Annotated in this window: 15 protein-coding genes; 14 read left to right on the plus strand and 1 reads right to left on the minus strand. The window is 47.1% G+C overall.

What is annotated here, in order from left to right:
• The first annotated feature begins 11 nt into the window (after window positions 1–11).
• The 3 genes from icd (at window position 12) to KNQ18_RS02935 (ending at window position 3,843) form a co-directional block, all read left to right on the plus strand.
• On the plus strand, window positions 12–1,286 hold the full coding sequence (icd, locus tag KNQ18_RS02925) for an NADP-dependent isocitrate dehydrogenase (RefSeq protein ID WP_149427711.1): 1,275 nt from the start codon (window positions 12–14) through the stop codon (window positions 1,284–1,286).
• Window positions 1,287–1,308: 22 nt separating this feature from the next.
• Window positions 1,309–2,247, plus strand: a complete 939-nt coding sequence (mdh, locus tag KNQ18_RS02930) for a malate dehydrogenase (RefSeq protein WP_050677650.1) — start codon at window positions 1,309–1,311, stop codon at window positions 2,245–2,247.
• Window positions 2,248–2,703: 456 nt separating this feature from the next.
• A complete protein-coding gene (locus KNQ18_RS02935) occupies window positions 2,704–3,843 on the plus strand; it encodes a zinc-dependent alcohol dehydrogenase (protein ID WP_035396552.1) in 1,140 nt (379 codons plus the stop codon).
• 59 nt (window positions 3,844–3,902) lie between these two features.
• Here KNQ18_RS02935 and KNQ18_RS02940 read toward each other — a convergent pair whose 3' ends face one another.
• Window positions 3,903–4,328 (minus strand): divergent PAP2 family protein, encoded by a 426-nt coding sequence (locus KNQ18_RS02940; RefSeq protein WP_133207611.1) that lies wholly within the window; start codon window positions 4,326–4,328, stop codon window positions 3,903–3,905.
• Between the two features lie 211 nt (window positions 4,329–4,539).
• Here KNQ18_RS02940 and KNQ18_RS02945 point away from each other — a divergent pair, with 211 nt between their 5' ends.
• The 11 genes from KNQ18_RS02945 (at window position 4,540) to dnaI (ending at window position 16,399) form a co-directional block, all read left to right on the plus strand.
• Window positions 4,540–5,259 (plus strand): response regulator, encoded by a 720-nt coding sequence (locus KNQ18_RS02945; RefSeq protein ID WP_369815309.1) that lies wholly within the window; start codon window positions 4,540–4,542, stop codon window positions 5,257–5,259.
• Entirely contained in the window at window positions 5,256–6,989 is a 1,734-nt protein-coding gene (gene pnpS, locus KNQ18_RS02950; RefSeq protein ID WP_214723788.1) for a two-component system histidine kinase PnpS, read from the plus strand. Before KNQ18_RS02945 ends, pnpS begins: the two co-directional genes overlap by 4 nt.
• A gap of 212 nt (window positions 6,990–7,201) precedes the next feature.
• The gene (gene polA / locus KNQ18_RS02955; RefSeq protein WP_215083798.1) at window positions 7,202–9,799 is read left to right on the plus strand and encodes a DNA polymerase I; all 2,598 of its coding nucleotides are present in this window, start codon (window positions 7,202–7,204) and stop codon (window positions 9,797–9,799) included.
• A gap of 16 nt (window positions 9,800–9,815) precedes the next feature.
• Window positions 9,816–10,646: a DNA-formamidopyrimidine glycosylase gene (mutM, locus tag KNQ18_RS02960; protein WP_215083800.1), complete on the plus strand. Its 831-nt coding sequence runs from the start codon at window positions 9,816–9,818 to the stop codon at window positions 10,644–10,646.
• Window positions 10,643–11,248, plus strand: a complete 606-nt coding sequence (gene coaE, locus KNQ18_RS02965; RefSeq protein WP_149427708.1) for a dephospho-CoA kinase — start codon at window positions 10,643–10,645, stop codon at window positions 11,246–11,248. Before mutM ends, coaE begins: the two co-directional genes overlap by 4 nt.
• A 132-nt stretch (window positions 11,249–11,380) precedes the next feature.
• Entirely contained in the window at window positions 11,381–12,424 is a 1,044-nt protein-coding gene (locus tag KNQ18_RS02970; protein WP_023469025.1) for a glyceraldehyde-3-phosphate dehydrogenase, read from the plus strand.
• A 258-nt stretch (window positions 12,425–12,682) separates the two neighbouring features.
• Window positions 12,683–13,069, plus strand: a complete 387-nt coding sequence (gene speD / locus KNQ18_RS02975; protein WP_023469024.1) for an adenosylmethionine decarboxylase — start codon at window positions 12,683–12,685, stop codon at window positions 13,067–13,069.
• 107 nt (window positions 13,070–13,176) lie between these two features.
• Window positions 13,177–13,545: a hypothetical protein gene (locus KNQ18_RS02980; RefSeq protein ID WP_023469023.1), complete on the plus strand. Its 369-nt coding sequence runs from the start codon at window positions 13,177–13,179 to the stop codon at window positions 13,543–13,545.
• A 13-nt stretch (window positions 13,546–13,558) separates the two neighbouring features.
• The gene (gene nrdR / locus KNQ18_RS02985; RefSeq protein ID WP_023469022.1) at window positions 13,559–14,035 is read left to right on the plus strand and encodes a transcriptional regulator NrdR; all 477 of its coding nucleotides are present in this window, start codon (window positions 13,559–13,561) and stop codon (window positions 14,033–14,035) included.
• A gap of 72 nt (window positions 14,036–14,107) precedes the next feature.
• On the plus strand, window positions 14,108–15,469 hold the full coding sequence (locus tag KNQ18_RS02990; RefSeq protein ID WP_023469021.1) for a replication initiation and membrane attachment family protein: 1,362 nt from the start codon (window positions 14,108–14,110) through the stop codon (window positions 15,467–15,469).
• A 12-nt stretch (window positions 15,470–15,481) separates the two neighbouring features.
• Window positions 15,482–16,399: a primosomal protein DnaI gene (gene dnaI / locus KNQ18_RS02995; protein WP_023469020.1), complete on the plus strand. Its 918-nt coding sequence runs from the start codon at window positions 15,482–15,484 to the stop codon at window positions 16,397–16,399.
• Window positions 16,400–16,510: the final 111 nt, after the last annotated feature.

Consider the following 16,510-nt stretch of genomic DNA (forward strand, 5'->3'; position numbering starts at 1 on the left):
GATTTTTAGACATGGCTACACTTCAAGGCGAAAACATCACAGTAACTAACGGTACACTTCAAGTTCCAAACGCTCCAATCATTCCGTTCATCATTGGTGACGGAACAGGACCTGACATCTGGAACGCAGCTGTACGTGTGTTTGATGCGGCAGTTGAAAAAGCATACAACGGTGAGAAGAAAATCGAATGGAAAGAAGTCTACGCTGGTGAAAAAGCATTCAACAAAACAGGCAACTGGTTACCAGAAGAGACACTCGATCTCATTCGTGAGCACATCATCGCAATCAAGGGACCACTTACGACACCAGTCGGCGGCGGAATCCGTTCGTTGAACGTTGCTCTACGTCAAGAGCTTGATTTGTACACATGTCTTCGTCCAGTTCGTTACTTCACAGGTGTTCCTTCACCGGTTAAACGCCCAGAAGATACAGACATGGTCATCTTCCGTGAAAATACTGAAGACATCTACGCAGGAATCGAATACGCAGAAGGTAGCGAAGGCGCTGCAAAACTGCTTCAGTTCCTTCAAAACGAAATGGGTGTCAATAAAATCCGCTTCCCTGAGACATCTGGTCTTGGAATCAAACCGATTTCAAAAGAGGGAACAGAACGCCTCGTTCGTGCAGCAATCGAATATGCACTCGAGAACAAACGCGCTTCGTTGACGCTCGTTCATAAAGGAAACATCATGAAGTTCACTGAGGGTGCTTTCAAAAACTGGGGTTATGAGCTTGCTGAGCGTGAATACGCAGAGCACGTCTTCACTTGGAACCAGTACGATCGCATCAAGGAAGAAGAAGGAACAGATGCTGCGAATAAAGCACAAGCAGACGCAGAAGCTGCTGGTAAGTTGATCGTGAAAGACTCAATCGCTGATATCTTCTTACAACAAATCTTGACTCGTCCAAAAGAGTTCGATGTCGTTGCGACAATGAACTTGAACGGTGACTACATCTCGGATGCACTTGCTGCACAAGTCGGTGGTATCGGAATCGCACCTGGAGCAAACATCAACTACATGACAGGTCATGCGATCTTTGAAGCCACTCACGGTACAGCACCGAAATACGCTGGACTTGATAAAGTCAACCCATCGTCTGTCATCTTGTCAGGCGAAATGATGTTCCGTCACCTCGGCTGGAACGAAGCGGCAGATCTCATCATCAAATCGATGGAAACATCGATTGAATCGAAAGTCGTCACATACGACTTCGCACGTCTCATGGATGGTGCGACTGAAGTGAAGTGTTCTGAATTCGCGGACGAACTCATCAAAAACATGTAATCCGATCAGGAGGAATGAGTCGATGAACAGACGGAAGAAGATCGCAGTCATAGGAAGTGGCTTTACGGGCGCAACGACAGCACTCTATCTTGCTCAGCGAGAGCTAGGAGATGTCGTCCTCGTCGACCGACCCGAGCAAGAGAATCCGACGAAAGGAAAGGCGCTCGATATGCAAGAGGCAGCGCCGATCCTCGGGTTTGATGCTTCAGTAAAAGGGACATCGAACTATGCCGACATCAACGGTGCGGATATCGTCGTCATCACTGCCGGTATCGCTCGGAAGCCGGGTATGAGCCGCGAGGACCTCGTGAGTACGAATGCTGCCGTCATGACAGCTGTGACGAAGGAAATCGTTGCGCATGCACCGGAATCGATCATCATCGTTTTGACGAATCCTGTCGATGCGATGACGTATACGGTCTATCAAGCATCTGGTTTTCCGAAAGAGCGTGTCATCGGTCAATCCGGTGTCCTCGACACAGCACGCTTCCGGACATTCTTAGCAGAGGAACTGAACGTTTCTGTAAAGGATGTATCGGGATTCGTACTCGGCGGACACGGGGATGACATGGTGCCACTACTGCGCTATTCTCAGGCGGGAGGCATTCCAATCGAGAAACTGATATCCAAGGAGCGGTTAGATGCGATCGTTGACCGAACACGTAAAGGCGGCGGTGAAATCGTTCAGTTACTCGGAAACGGTTCCGCTTACTACGCACCGGCAGCAGCAATTGCTGAGATGGTCGAGGCGATCTTGAAGGACCAGCGACGTATTCTACCTGCCATTGCTTATCTCGAAGGCGAATATGGATATGACGATATGTATTTCGGTGTACCGGTCATTCTTGGCGGAAACGGTGTCGAGCATGTCTATGAACTCGAACTGACGACTGAGGAGCAAGAGGCTTTGAATCGCTCTGCCTCTACAGTCCGCTCTGTACTCGACTTATTAAAATCTTGATTCTAAAAAAAGACGAACTTGTCACTTTCGACAAGCTCGTCTTTTTTCATCTCGTCATAATCGATGGGGAGAAGCATAGTGCGATAACTTGGCATACCAAGGGCAGACCAGTATAAGAAGAAATGTCAGCCAAGGAATCAAGTATCCGATTCGAAGGAAGTAACCTTGGTGTTCCATATGTAGGTGTTGTGAGTTTTGACAATGTGGACAGGGCAGTCCGTGAGCAGACCAGATTAAACGATAGATTGTTCGAGCAGACCAGGATTGACGACAAACGGTGCATCGTGCCACGTGAGTGCCTCCTTTCATTTATAGGTTTATTGTGTAAAGTGTGTTTTTCACAACATACGATACACATAGGCGAAAAGTTCCAATTTTAATAAACATGTAGAAAAGATGATTGTATTAGGGTAAGGACAAAGGTACGTCATTTTATTCCACTAAGGGGGATGCCACATGCGCGCCGTAACGTACCAAGGAGCAAAAGATGTTCAAGTCAAACAAGTCCAGGATCCATCGATTGATAAAAACGATGATATCATCGTCAAAATCACATCGACTGCAATTTGTGGATCAGATTTACACATCTATCAAGGAAATATGCCGGCTCACAAAGATTATGTCATTGGTCATGAACCGATGGGCATCGTTGAAGAGGTTGGACCAGGTGTGACGAAGGTCAAGCGTGGCGACCGCGTCGTGTTACCGTTTAATGTTGCTTGTGGTCACTGTTTCTTTTGTGAACATGATATGGAGAGTCAATGTGATAACTCGAACGGAAATCCCCATGTCGATACAGGTGGGTACTTCGGTTTTACAGAAGAGTTTGGTGGACATCCCGGTGGTCAGGCGGAATATTTAAAAGTTCCGTTCGGGAATTTCATGCCACTCGTGATTCCTGAATCATGTGAATTAGAAGATGAGGCATTATTGTTCTTATCTGACGTTTTACCTACGGCGTATTGGAGTGTCCTGCATGCGGGTGTGAAAAAAGGAGATACGGTCGTCGTACTCGGATCAGGACCAGTTGGACTAATGACACAAAAATTTGCATGGATGCAAGGAGCAAAGCGAGTCATTGCGGTGGATGATCAAGTGTATCGATTAAATCATGCTAAAGTCACGAATAAAGTCGAGACAGTAAATTTCTCGGATCACGCAGAAAGTGGTGCGTATATTAAAGAGCTAACACAAGGTGGAGCAGACGTCGTCATTGATTGCGTCGGTTTTGATGGGAAGATGTCCCCTGTAGAAAAAATTGAACAAAAGATTGGTCTGCAAGGTGGAACGTTGAGTGCCATTGACATTGCAAAGGACGCTGTCCGGAAATTTGGTACTGTGCAGTTGACAGGCGTCTACGCTAAAAAATATAATCAGTTTCCGCTTGGCGATTTCTTTACCCGAAATATTACGCTGAAAATGGGACAAGCACCAGTCGTTCATTTGATGCCGGAACTGTTCCAGAAAATCATCAATCAAGAATTTGATCCGACGGATATCGTGACACACCGAGTGGCACTTGATGATGCTGCTTCTGCCTATCAGACATTTAATGATCGGACAGATGGATGTATCAAGGTCGTCTTGAAACCATAAGCTTTATCATACTCAAACAGCCCATCCGATTTTTGGATGGGCTGTTGTACATCATAGGATTAAAAGAAGAAGACGGGCCACAGAATACCGACGGCTAGTCCGAGTAACAGACCGACGAACACCTGAAATTCGGTATGACCGACGAGCTCATTCAGGAGAGGAGTCTCATGGCGAATTCCTTTGAAATAATCATTGAGTAGTTTTGCCTGAACACCGACTGCTTGTCTGACACCGGTCGCATCATACATGATGATTGTCGCAAAGATGACAGCCAGTGCGAAAATCGAAGACGAGAAGCCCTCCTGAAAACCGATGACAACGGCTAAGGCGACGACAGTCGAACTATGTGAACTAGGCATACCACCGGAAGCAAACATGATTTCCAGGTCGAACTTTCGTGTCCGAACCAAACTCGTGACAAGCTTCGCTGCTTGAGCGATGAACCACGCCGTGATGGCTGCAAAAAGGGGATGGTTCCATTCCATACATTCTACCTCCTACAATTAACGATATGTATTGTTTCCCCATTTTATTAGCTTTTACACGAACGATCTAGTTGGATTCGGCATCTCCTTTAAAGATTGTGTAAAGAAACAGCAGAAAGATTTGTGATTTTCCTGTGAAAGTCGGTAAGATGAAGACAGACGAAGCGGATTCCACGGAATTCCTCATTCGAAAGAACGAAACTTGAGGGGGATGCAAGGTTTGAAAGATAAAATTATCGTGGTAGATGATGAATTGTCGATTGCAACACTATTGAAGTTTAATCTAGAACAGGCTGGTTTCATCGTCGAAACGGCACATGATGGGATGTCAGGTTTAAAATTAGCGGAAAAACAAGATGCCGCACTGATCGTACTGGATCTCATGTTGCCGGAACTCGACGGTCTTGAAGTATGTAAACGGCTACGCCAACAGAAAATCAATACGCCGATCTTGATGCTGACGGCAAAGGATGATGAGTTCGATAAAGTCCTTGGTCTTGAACTCGGTGCGGACGATTATCTGACAAAACCATTTAGCCCACGTGAAGTCGTCGCCCGTGTGAAAGCAATTTTACGACGAATGAGTCATCAGACAACACCTTCGGAAGAAGTGACGGATGGGACGATTCTGATTGGTGATGTCAAGATCGTTCCAGATAACTACGAAGCTTTCAAAGCAGAAGAGCGTCTTGAACTGACACCTAAAGAATTCGAATTGCTCGTATATCTTGCTAAAAATAAGGGACGTGTCCTGACACGAGATCAACTGTTATCCGCAATCTGGAACTATGATTTCGTCGGCGATACACGAATCGTGGATGTGCACATTAGTCATGTTCGTGAAAAAATCGAGCCGAATACGAAAAAACCGATTTATATCAAAACGATTCGTGGTCTCGGGTATAAGATGGAGGAGCCGAAACCGGAATGAGTAAGTATCGCAAGCGGTTCATCTTCAAAATGTTTTCGTTCATCAGTCTCGTGCTAATTGCACTCGGTTTCTTACTTGGGCAATCCTTTAAAGAGTTCTATGTCCAAAATGAAAAAGAAAAATTGATGGATGAGACTTCTCTTGTCGAGACAATCTTACAAGGACGCGATGTTTCGGAGATGGCCCAGTACGTAAATCAATTGTACGCTGAATCGAACTTCGACATGATTTTATTCAATGGTCGGGGTGAAATCATTGCTGGTACACCGGTTGATGTGACGAAACTAAAAGTCGCGACTCTTAATTTTTCAGCGATTCCTGATGAGGGGACGTTTGAATCGAAAACAGATGACAGTGTCGTCCAATTCACGAAGCCTGTTCCGACAGCGGACGGTGGCGAGGTGTACGTCAGTTTCATTCGTTACGCAAAAGACTTAAACGTCATTTATTCACGGATTTGGACGGTCATCATCCTTTCTCTAGTTGCGTCGTTATTGGTTATATTCTTGACGATTTATCGGTCGACGAAACGATTCCTTCGACCGATCGCGGAGGCAACTGATGTCCTGCACGAACTGTCGCATGGAAATTACAAGTCACGCGTCTATGAGTTGTCGGCACCCGACGAATCACGCGATTTAGGGCGCTCCATCAATCTACTAGCGCGCAATCTCGAGAACGCATCGTCTGGTGAAGCGATGCAACGGGCGCGTCTTGAATCCTTGATCGAGTACATGGGAGCCGGTCTCATGTTGATTGATGAAAAAGGTTATGTCCTGCTCGTCAACCGGACGTATCGGGAAATGTTCAACATTCATGAACCGTCTAGCGGGAAGCTGTACTATCGTGTACTTCCAAACGAAAAGATGAGCCAGGTGATTGAAGATGTCTATCTGACGGAAAAACCAAATCGAAAGCAGTCGAGTGTGCGATTCGGCATCAATAGTCGGACGTTCATGGTCAGTGCCGCTCCGATTTTCGATAAGAACGGTCGCGTGCAGGGAACGACCGTCGTCTTTAACGACATCACGGAAATCAAAAAACTGGAACAAATGCGTAAAGACTTCGTCGCGAATGTCAGCCATGAATTAAAGACACCGTTGACGTCCATCAAAGGGTTTGCGGAAACGTTACTCGATGGTGCGCAAGAGGTTCCGGAAGTCCGAGAACAATTTTTACGGATCATTCATGACGAGTCGGAACGGATGCAGACATTGGTGGAAGACTTGCTTGAACTCTCTCGTCTAGAACAGGATAATTATCAACTCGAGACAGCAATCGTTGATGTGACAAGTCTCGTTCGGGAAACGGCAGCACTCCTGGACCGACGAGCAACAGAAAAAGAGATGACGATTCATATCGAAACGGAAGAGGAAGTCTTCATTCGGGCAGATTTGAATCGATTGAAACAGGTCGTCGTCAACTTGGTCGCGAATGCGTTGAATTATACGCCAAATGGTGGCAACGTCTGGATTCAGCTCGAGGATGGGGAAGAGTCTGTCCAGCTCATCATCAAAGATGATGGAATTGGCATTCATCCGAAAGAAACCCAACGGATTTTCGAACGTTTCTATCGCGTCGATAAGGCAAGAAGCCGCAATTCTGGGGGAACGGGTCTCGGACTAGCCATCGTCAAACACATCGTCGACCTTCATCATGGTGAAATCGAAGTCGCTTCAGAAGAGCAGAAAGGGACGACATTTACGATTCGTTTACCAAAACATGGCTGAATTTCACAGTGGATTCACATTTCCTTAATAGACGTATCTTATGATGAAAGTACCTTCTTCATCATCTGTATGGCGACTGGATCAGCTCCCATGTCGTCATGCCCTTGGCGATTGACTCCCCGTGAGTCAATCGTCTTTTTTTGGTCATTTTTAGCGAACAAATGTGTGTAGAGTGATACAATAGGAACAGAAAATCGATTAAAGGGGCGTAGATGATGGAAAATAAATTGCTATTGATTGATGGGAACTCGTTGACCTATCGGGCGTTTTTCGCCTTACCACCAATGACGGATGCGCAAGGACGAAATACGAACGCAGCTTATGGCTTTACGATGATGTTATTGAAGTTGCTCGAGGAAGAACAACCGACACATATGCTCGTTGCCTTTGATGCTTCGAGTGAAACGTTCCGTCATGATGTCTATCAGGAGTATAAGGGAAGTCGGGAAAAGACACCGTCCGAACTACGTGAGCAATTCCCGATCGTCCGGGATATCTGTGAAGCGCTCGGTATTCAAATGATGGAACTCCATCGCTATGAGGCAGATGATTTGATTGGTACGCTCGCACGAACGATGCCGACGGATCGGACGCGGATCGTCACAGGTGATAAAGATTTACTTCAACTTGTCACGGATAAGGTCGAAGTCTTGATCACGAAGCGTGGGATCACGGACGTCCAGTGCATGACGGAGGAACTGTTCGCTGAGACATATGGTGGTCTCAAACCGATTCAAATGATTGACCTGAAAGGGTTAATGGGGGATAAGTCGGATAATATTCCAGGGATTCCTGGGATTGGTGAAAAGACGGCAGTTAAATTGATTTCGGCATATGGTTCTGTCGAAGGACTGTATGAACATGTTGAAGACTTAAAAGGTAAGCAGAAGGAAAAAGTCATCGCGAACGAAGAGTTAGCACGACTATCGAAAGAACTTGCGACAATTAAAGTCGATGTCCCGCTCGAGACGACGCTAGATGATTTGCAAATTCGCGACGTTGATACCCAAGTGCCGTATTCGTTGTTCCAGTCGCTTGGCTTCAAGTCGTTGACGAATCGATTCGCCCCTGTCGTCAAAGAAGAGGATAAAGAGCAGTTGAACGTCGTGACGATCACTTCACTTCCTGAAGACGTCACCGATGCGGTGTTGCTTGCTGAACAGTTGCGAGAGGATTACATGGAAGAGGACATCATCGGGTTTGCGATCGCAACGCCTGACACGATCTATGTTGCTGCCCCAACGCTGGTCGAGGATCCGGCATTCCGCCAATGGATCGAGTCGGAACATCGGAAGATTTGTCTTGATGCCAAACAAGTCGCATTCACGTTGCGTAAGCACGGCTTAACCTTAAACGGTTATGAGGATCTGTTATTAGCGGGTTACTTATTGAACTTAAGTGGCGGCACGACGCTCGCTTCAATTGCTGGTCATTATGCATTGATGGCACCGAACGAAGAAGCAGTCCTCGGTAAGGGAGCCAAACGTCTAGCCCCAGCGGATGACGTATTACATCCTTATCTTGCAGAAAAGGCACGGATGATTGAGTTATTGTTCCCGAAAGTTCGGGAAGAGTTGAAGGCGAATCAGCAATATGAGCTGTATGAAACACTAGAGCGTCCATTGTCAGGTGTCCTCGCTGAGATGGAGTGGACCGGGATTCGTGTCGACGTCGCGACGCTCCAGTCGATGCAAGCAGATCTTGCCGGACGTTTAACGGAACTTGAGACGTTGGTCTTTGAAGCGGCAGGTGAATCGTTCAATATCAATTCACCGAAACAACTTGGTGTGATTCTGTTTGAAAAACTCGAACTGCCCGCCTTCAAGAAAACAAAGACCGGCTACTCGACTGCCGCAGACGTCCTTGAAAAACTGCGTCCGCTGCATCCGATCATCGATCACATCATGTTATACCGGGAGCTCCAAAAATTACAGTCGACGTATGTCGAAGGATTACAAAAAGTCATCAAGGAAGACGGAAAGATTCATACCCGTTTTGCTCAGACGATTGCCCAGACCGGCCGTTTAAGTTCGGTCAATCCGAACCTTCAGAATATCCCGATTCGGATTGAAGAAGGACGGAAGATTCGAAAAGCCTTCGTTCCAAGTGAGACAGGCTGGTCACTGTACGCTGCCGACTATTCACAAATCGAATTACGTGTCATGGCTGATATGTCGCAGGATCAGACGCTTGTCGATGCGTTCTTACATGATGAGGACATCCATACCCAAACGGCAAGTAGTGTCTTTGGTGTCGAACCGGAGGATGTCACAGGAAACATGCGTCGTCAGGCGAAAGCCGTCAACTTCGGCATTATTTATGGAATCAGCGATTATGGACTGTCACAAAACTTGAACATCACGCGGAAGGAAGCACAATCGTTCATCGATCGTTATTTCGAGCTGTTCCCGCAAATCAAACAGTTCATGGATACGGCGATTGAAACGGCACGAGCGAATGGATTCGTCGAAACGTTGATGAACCGTCGCCGTAACATTCCGGATATCAATTCGAAAAACTTCAACTTACGCGGTTTTGCGGAACGTACGGCAATCAATACGCCGATTCAAGGTTCGGCTGCGGATATCATTAAAAAAGCGATGCTTGATGTTCATGCTGCCTTACAGGCATCTGATCTGAAAGCGCGTTTGTTATTACAAGTACACGATGAATTGATTTTTGAAGCACCAGACGAGGAACTCGACGCTTTACAAGCGCTTGTCAAACAAGCGATGGAGCAGACCGTCGAACTATCCGTACCGCTACGCGTCGATGGGGGCGCAGGACATACGTGGTACGAAACGAAGTAAGCAAGGAGGAATAGACGTGCCTGAATTACCTGAAGTCGAGACCGTTCGCCGCAGTTTAGAACGTTCGGTCTCTGGAAAAACAGTCTCTTCCGTCAAAGTCTACCACCCGAAAATGATTCGGGGGATGGAAGTGGCACCATTTGCAGATGCCTTACATCAAGAACGGATCGAACGCGTCGAACGTCGCGGTAAGTTCCTACTCTTTGATTTTGATCGTTTTTATCTCGTCAGCCATTTGCGGATGGAAGGGAAGTACTTCCCGTATCCGCAACCGGTCGAGCGGGATAAACATACTCATGTCGTCTTCCGTTTCACGGATGGTTCGGAGCTGCATTACAATGACGTCCGGAAGTTCGGAACGATGGAATTACGTGATAAGGAAACAGCGATGCAAACTGCTCCACTGGCACAGCTGGAGCGTGAACCATTTGATCCAGAGTTCACAGCAGAAGTGTTAGCGGAGAATTTAATTCGTAAAAAAAGAAGTCCAATCAAAACGGCATTGCTCGACCAATCGATCTTCCTTGGTCTCGGTAACATCTATGTCGATGAGACCCTTCATGCGGCACGTGTCCATCCGTTGACGAAGGCTGGTGCCTTGACGCTTGATGATATCTCACGCATCCATCAATCCGGTGTCGACGTCTTACGACAAGCAGTGGAAGCGGGAGGAAGTACGATCCGAAGTTATGTCTCACCTTCTGGAAAAGGTGAGTTCCAGCTTCAACTCGCGGTATACGGTCAAAAGGGCGAACCGTGTCCCCGTTGTGGCACTGTCATTGAAAAAATTAAAGTCGGCGGACGGGGAACACACTTCTGTCCGACGTGCCAACAGGTCGCCTTATGAGGGTTGGTCTGACGGGCAGTATCGCCACCGGTAAAAGTACGGTTTCTAGCTATCTGAAGCAAAAAGGAATAGCGGTCATCGATGCGGATCTCGTTGCGCGAGAAGTCATTGAACCAGGCGGGCGAGCCTATGAGGCGGTCAAGATGGCCTTCCCGGAAGCATTCGAAGAAGGACGTCTCGTTCGTCCAAAACTCGGACAAATCATTTTTCAGGATAGCGAAAAACGACAACAGCTGAATCAGTTGATGCACCCAAGTATTCGACGACAGATGCTTGATGAAGCAGATGCCTATGAACGTTCAGGACATTCGCTCGTCGTATTTGATATTCCGTTGTTACTTGAAGGCGATTGGCGGACGCTGTTCGACCGTGTCGTAGTCGTGTATTGTCCGGAAAACATGCAGTTAAGACGATTGATGCAACGTAATGATCTATCGGAAGAAGAAGCATATGCACGTATTCATTCGCAACTTAGCATTGAACAGAAAAAAGAGCTTGCGGATGATGTGTTCTTTAATGATGGGAGTCTTGATTCGTTATATCAACAAATCGATAAATGGTTAGTATTATATGACACCGATAAGCATGAGAGTGGTACATGAAAAGTGCGAAGTGAGAGAAGTTTCCATCTTCTCTCACTTTTTTTAGAGAACATAATGAAATCGCTTACATTTCATGATATAGTTCTATCTGTAAACGGAGCTACATCCGTCACATTGAAGGGGGATCCGCACATGGGAGTCAAGGTGGCAGTCAATGGTTTTGGTCGAATTGGTCGAATGGTCTTTCGACGTCTGATCGCTGAGGGGAAAAGCGAAGTCGTAGCAATCAATGCAAGCTATCCAGTCGAAACACTTGCACATTTAATCAAGTACGACACGGTACATGGGAAATTCAATTATCCGGTCGACATCATCGATGGGGCGTTGATGGTTGACGGAAGACAAATTCAAATCGTCAGTGAACGCAATCCTGAACTATTGCCGTGGGGGGAACTCGGCATCGATATCGTCGTCGAAGCGACAGGAAAGTTCAACTCAGATACGGGTGCTGCGAAGCATTTAGTGGCAGGCGCAAAAAAGGTCGTCATCACGGCACCTGCTAAAGGGGATGTCCGGACGATCGTCATGGGTGTCAATGACGACATGTATGATCATGAAACAGATGCTATCGTCTCGAACGCATCGTGTACGACGAACTGTCTCGCACCTGTCGTGCAAGTCATCGACCGGGCATTCGGAATCGAATCGGGTCTCGTGACGACGGTTCACGCGTTTACGAACGATCAAAATAATATTGATAATCCACATAAAGATTTACGACGCGCACGTGCATGTGGCTCATCCATCATTCCAACATCGACAGGTGCGGCAAAGGCGATTTCTCTCGTCTTGCCACACTTGGAAGGAAAATTGAATGGACTCGCGCTTCGTGTTCCGACACCAAACGTCTCACTCGTCGATCTCGTCGTCGAAGTCAGTCGCGATACGACAGTTGCTGAAGTGAACGAAGCGTTCACGAAAGCAGCGGACGGTGCGCTTGAAGGCATTCTCGGAATGACGATGGAACCGCTCGTTTCGATCGACTTCAACGGAGAAGAGCGTTCGACGGTCGTCGATGGACTCTCGACGATGGTCATGGGTGGTCGTCAAGTGAAGGTCCTCGCTTGGTACGATAATGAATGGGGTTACTCCTGCCGCGTCGTCGACCTCGTACACCTTGTTTCGGCGCACTTAGAGGCGATGGGAACGGTTGAAAAAGAACTTGAATTGAATTAATGACAACGGGCAGATCCCAGTAACGACGGGACCTGTCCCGTTTTTTTTCTAGAAATGTATTAATTTTTGAAATTTATCCTTGTGTATCTTTTTGATACTCGCTATAATTCAAATCGTGAACTTCAATCGGTCTGGCAATCGCAGCTTAAAGGGTTAGGACCTCTCTGGACTAACTTTCCCCCGTGGGTGCGAACGACTCAGGCGCAAAGTAAGTGATCAACTACTTTGAAGACCATTGAATGTAGGGGGGATCCACAAATGGATACTATGGGAAGACACATTATTGCAGAACTTTGGGATTGTAATCCTGAAAAATTGAACGACATGGAATTCGTTGAACGACTTTTCGTTGACGCAGCACTTCAAGCAGGTGCAGAAGTACGAGAAGTAGCATTCCACAAGTTTGCACCACACGGCGTCAGTGGCGTCGTCATTATCTCTGAATCGCACTTGACGATTCACAGTTTCCCAGAGCACGGGTATGCATCGGTTGATGTCTTTACTTGTGGGGATCGGATCGATCCAGCCATCGCAGCGAACTACATTGCTGAAAAGCTCGATGCGAAAATCCGTGAAAATGTCGAAATTCCACGTGGTATGGGACCAGTTCAAGTTCCAGCGGCTACTGTCCAGCACGTCAACTGACAACATACACGAATTCGTCAAGCCCTCGTCGTTCAGACGAGGGCTTTTTAATATGTCTGACGTCTGTTATTCTTAATAGTAGAAGAAACAAAGAAAAGAGGATGACCATGGGACTGAAGGAACGCTTGCAAAAACAGCTAGAGACATCCGATACACATAAAAACGAAAATTTACGCACACACTACTATGCGGCAACAGTCGAGATGTTGTTTGCTGGTTTAGAAAATATCTTAAAGCAAGAGGGCGGAACGGTGCGTCGTGTTGACGCGGAACGTGGAGAACTCGCTTTTACATTAAAAGAAGTCGACGGACTCGCGACCGTCATTATGGTGGCGGGCGGACGTACAGCCGTCGATCTATTCTTACATCGTGAAAGTCTTCTCGGACCTGATCTCGAAAAACACATCGAGCGCATCTATGCATCACTTGATGCGGGATACCGATTAAAAATGATTGGAACAAAAGAAATCACGTGAACGGAGGTACGGCATGCGCTGTCCAGCCTGTAATTTTAACGGAACAAAAGTACTGGACTCAAGACCGGTCCAGGATTTCGGTTCGATTCGGAGGAGACGTGAATGTGAGTCTTGCGGCTATCGCTTTACGACTTTCGAAATGGTCGAACAGACCCCTTTAATCATCGTAAAGAAAGACGGAACGCGCGACGAGTTCAATCGTGATAAAATTTTGCGGGGACTAGTGCGTGCCTGTGAAAAACGACCAATTTCGATTGAACAGCTAGAAACAGTCGTCAGTCGGGTCGAAAAGGCATTGCGGGCGACAGCTCAGCATGAGATTCCAAGTGAGCAGGTCGGACGTCTCGTGTTAAATGAATTAGCTTCCGTCGATGAAGTAGCATACGTCCGCTTTGCAAGTGTCTATAAACAATTCAAGGACATCAATGTCTTCTTCCAAGAGCTTTCTGAGCTGATGGAGCGACATCAAGAAAATGACCGTGAAAATTGAACGTGATATAAGAGAGGTCGTCTGTCCGGTCAGCGCACCTCTCTTTTTCTCCCTAAAGAAAGGACGAGTCAGATGGTAGAACGTGAACTTTCCGGTACCGATCTTTGCTTAGTGATGAGCAATGGTGTCGTCGACCGTGAAGCTTATCAATCTTTATATTATTTGTACCAGCCGATCATTGGTGTCAAAGCACTTGGACTCTATCAAACGTTTTGGAGCGAGATGATTCCGGGAAAAACAAAATCCCAATATATCTCCCATGCAGAACTCGGAACGCTACTCGGTTTTTCCGTCGATGAGTTCAAGGAAGAGTTATTCAAGCTAGAAGGGATCGGTTTGATCCGGACGTTCGAAGCGCGCCAAGCCGCGTATCGCTACATCTATCAAATCCGAGTGCCGCTTGCGCCAAACACTTTCTTGAATGACGGAGTGTTATCGAGTCTGCTATTCTACCGCGTCGGTGAAATTCGTTTCCGCTCCCTCCAGCATCGTTTCCGGACAGAACCGCTTCCGAAGAACATCGTTGATCGGACGGTCAGGTTTGATCAAGTGTTCGATGTGAAAGCTGGTCTTGCTTCCGCGCATCAGCCGAAAGCCTATGCCAAACAGGAACGAGCAGTATATGAATTCGATTATTCGTTTGACCTAGAAGAGATGAAGCGACAGACTGATCGTTTCTTGCCACGAACATTTTACTCAAAGGCGATTGATCATCTGCTCGTAAAGCTTGCTTACGTCACGCAGTCGAATGAAGCGCTGATGGCGGAACTATTAAATGCCCGTTTCCGCCACGAAGCATACTTGCCGATGACCGATGCTGAGAAACAAGAACGTTGCAAACAGATGATGTTGTCAGCGAAACAAAAGCTCAGCCGAGAGAAAAAAGCGAAGGTCGCCTCACTCGACACGATCGAGGTCGGAGACGTCGAAGCGACAGAAACGATGGAAAGTACCCATCCGAAGCATTATGTCGCGAAGTTACGAAAAGTCAAAGCGTTGTCTGAACGAGATGAAGAATTGATCCAGCAATTGATCATCGATTATGAAATGTCATCCGGGATCGTCAATGCCGCCTACTACTATGCGCTCGTCGTCAAAAAAGACAATCGCTTCAGTAAGAACTTCCTCTTATCAATCGTCGATGATTGGAAACAGAAGGGGTACGTGACAGCATCCGAGGCGCTGGCGAAGACGCAGGAGCAGGATGACTTGATCGCGAAAAAGCAGGAGCAAAAACAAGAACGCGCGCGTCAGACCGTTGGTGGACGTCGGGGACGGACCAGCAATACGAACGGCGGTCCGAATCCGAAGTGGTTGCAAGAAGAGAAGGCGAAACAGCAACAGTATGAAGCCTCTAAAAAAGCGAGTTTCGAAGCGGATGTTCCAGACGATGAAGAGATGGAACGAATCTTACGAGAACTGAAGGGGAACTAAAGGAGTCGAGACATGGAACATATCCAATCATCTATCGAAAAAATATTAAGTCGACCGGACGTCGCAGAATCGGTTCGAGCGATTCAACAACGGGTGTTGTCTCATCCGGGGGTCGTCATGTTCTTACGGACCCATCCGGAAATCGATCAACGAATGATCGAGCGGGGAATGCTCAAACTGAACGAATATGCGGAACAGATGGATGGGAATCGATTGATTGAAAGCAAAGCAGTCATCGAAGGCTATCAGCCGATCCTGCACGTCGAAAAAGGACAGATCGTCGTCTCGTATGAGAAGTCGCAAGCACTCAAAGACCGAGAAGATGAACGTGCACTTGAGAAAAAGTTCAAGAGTCTGTTCCTGCCGGATGAAGTGCGCGATGCGAACTTCAGCGATTTCGACTTGTCGACGACGGACCGAAAGCTTGCCTTGCGCGCGGCTTCGCAGTTCCTCAATCACTTGCGCTCAAAAGAGCATGTAAAGGGACTGTACCTGCACGGTAGCTTTGGTGTCGGGAAAACGTATCTCTTGGCTGCGATCGGGAATGCACTAAAGAAAGAACGGATTGCAACGATTCTCGTCCATGCCCCGGGGTTCGTCGCTGAAGCAAAACGGCGGATTCGGTCGGACTCGTTCGATACGTTCCTCGAAGGATTCCAAACGATTCCAGTCTTATTAATTGATGATATCGGTGCAGAATCGATCAGTCCGTGGGTAAGGGATGAATTGTTCGGAATCATTTTGCAATACCGCATGATGCATCGTCTGCCGACATTGTTCAGCTCAAACTTATCGTATGACGAACTCGAGCTCCATTTCGGGATTACGAACGATCAAGGTGATAAATTAAAGGCCGCACGACTGATGGAGCGGATCCGGACGACGACGCAACCGATCGAGTTCCTCGGTGAAAATCGACGTCGCTACTAATTTTCCTTGTCAAGGAAGCGACCGATTCGTTATACTAATGACACGTCAATAGACGATGCAACGATTGAGGATATGAAGTATGAAATGAACCAAACTAGCGAGAGAAGAATG

This window comes from Exiguobacterium sp. s78 (assembly GCF_018618985.1).
Classification (GTDB): Bacteria; Bacillota; Bacilli; order Exiguobacteriales; family Exiguobacteriaceae; genus Exiguobacterium_A; species Exiguobacterium_A abrahamii.